This window comes from Streptomyces apricus, from assembly GCF_008369065.1.
Taxonomy (GTDB): Bacteria; Actinomycetota; Actinomycetes; order Streptomycetales; family Streptomycetaceae; genus Streptomyces; species Streptomyces apricus.
This window is the reverse complement of record NZ_VDFC01000182.1, coordinates 1-1,828: the sequence shown is the minus strand read 5'-3', so window position 1 is coordinate 1,828 and position 1,828 is coordinate 1. Positions and strand designations below refer to the sequence as shown.

The window sequence follows — 1,828 nt, the reverse complement described above, 5'->3', positions numbered from 1 at the left end:
CCCCGCACTCCCCGGCCGCCCTCCACTCCGGCATATGAGCTCGGATAGCGTCACGGCCGTGAATACCGTGAGCACCGTGAGTACGAAAGCGCGCATTCTCGAAGTGGCGGCGGCCCTGGTCGCCGAGTCCTCCAACGGGGACGTCTCGACCAGGGCCGTGTGCGAGGCCGCCGGAGTCGGCGCCCCGGCCCTCTACCGTCACTTCGGGGACAAGGAGGGGCTCCTGTCCGCGGTCGTCGACCACGGCTGGGACAAGTACCTCGCCACCAAGCGCAACCGTCCTCCCGGCACGGACCCGGTGGAGGACCTGAGGGACGGCTGGGACACCCATGTCGAGTTCGCCCTGGCGAACCCGAACCTGTTCCGCCTGATGCACTCACCGGCCATGCGGACGCCCCCGGCGGCGGCCCTGGAGGCCCACCGCATCCTCACCTCGGACCTCCAGCGGGCCGCCGAGCAGGGCAAGTTGACGATGACTCCCGAACTGGCGGCGCAGATCATCATGTCGGCGAACGTCGGCGTGGCCCTGATGCTGGTCTCCCGCCCGGCGACGTTCACGGACCGGACCGTGTCCCGGCGCGTACGGGACGGGGTCCACGCCCTGGTCTTCACCCCGGACGTACCACCGCCCGCGGACGTGGACGCACCGCTTCCCGCTCCGCCCACCGATCCGCAGGAACCGCAGATCCCCTCCACAGCGGCCCACCTGAACACCCTGCTCCACCGGTCCCCGCCCACCGCCCTCACCCCGGTCGAGGCGGCCCTGCTCAAGGAATGGCTGGACCGCCTCTCGAACGGACCGCGGGACCAGGGCGGCGGGTCCGCGCACCCGACCGCATAACCTGCACCGGGGATCACCTGCGACGGGGACCGGGTGATCAGGGATGTGGGGGACGAGAGCCGATGAACGACGCGACCAGGGTGTTCGAACCGCTGCAGGCGGACGATCCACTCACGGTGGCCGGTTACCGCCTCGCGGCGCGGCTCGGCGCGGGAGGCATGGGACGGGTCTACCTGTCGCACACCCAGGGCGGCAGACCGGTCGCGATCAAGGTGATCAGACCGGAGCTCGCGGACGACCCGGCCTTCCGGCGGGGGTTCCGCCGGGAGATAAAGGCCGCCCGGCGGGTGCGCGGCGCCTACACGGCCGAACTGATCGACGCCGACGCGGACGGCGTACCGCCGTGGCTGGCCACGCTGTACGTGCCGGGCCCCTCCCTGGCGGAGGCTGTCGCCCGGCGCGGCCCCCTGCCGGTGCCGGCGGTGCTGTGGCTGATGGCGGGGGTGGCCGAGGCGCTGGAGGCCGTCCACGGCGCGGGGATCGTGCACCGGGACCTGAAGCCCTCGAACGTACTGCTGGCCGCCGACGGGCCGCGGGTGATCGACTTCGGTATCTCGCTGGCCGCCGACATCACCTCGCACACCGCCACGGGGGCCACGGTCGGCACGCCCCAGTTCATGGCTCCCGAGCAGGCGTCCGCCGGGGAGGTCACGGCGGCGACCGACGTCTTCGCGCTCGGCCAGACGGCGGCGTTCGCGGCGCTGGGCAGGCCGTTGTACGGAGAGGGGTCCGCGGTCGGCGTGCTGTACCGGATCGTGCACTCGGAGCCCGACCTGTCCCTCCTGCCCGCGCAGCTCCGTCCGCTGATGGCCCGGTGCCTGGCCGCCGATCCGCGGGAGCGGGCGACACCGGCGGAGATCGTCGCGTGGTGCCGGCAGCGGCTGGGCGCGGACGCCGGAACGGGGGAGGGGACGGGCCCGGCCGTCTGGCGGGAGATCGCGGGACCGGAGGTGCAGGTCCCGCCACCGGTGCCCCACCCCACCCCGG

The 1,828-nt window shown here is 73.2% G+C and carries 2 protein-coding genes; both read left to right on the top strand.

Annotated features, from left to right (window positions below):
• Positions 1 to 76 precede the first annotated feature (76 nt).
• Complete coding sequence (locus FGF04_RS39045) at positions 77 to 841, top strand: TetR/AcrR family transcriptional regulator (RefSeq protein ID WP_149516136.1); 765 nt, start codon at positions 77 to 79, stop codon at positions 839 to 841.
• 62 nt (positions 842 to 903) lie between these two features.
• Positions 904 to 1,828: serine/threonine-protein kinase (locus FGF04_RS39040; RefSeq protein ID WP_149516135.1), on the top strand; the 925-nt coding region annotated here is incomplete at its 3' end.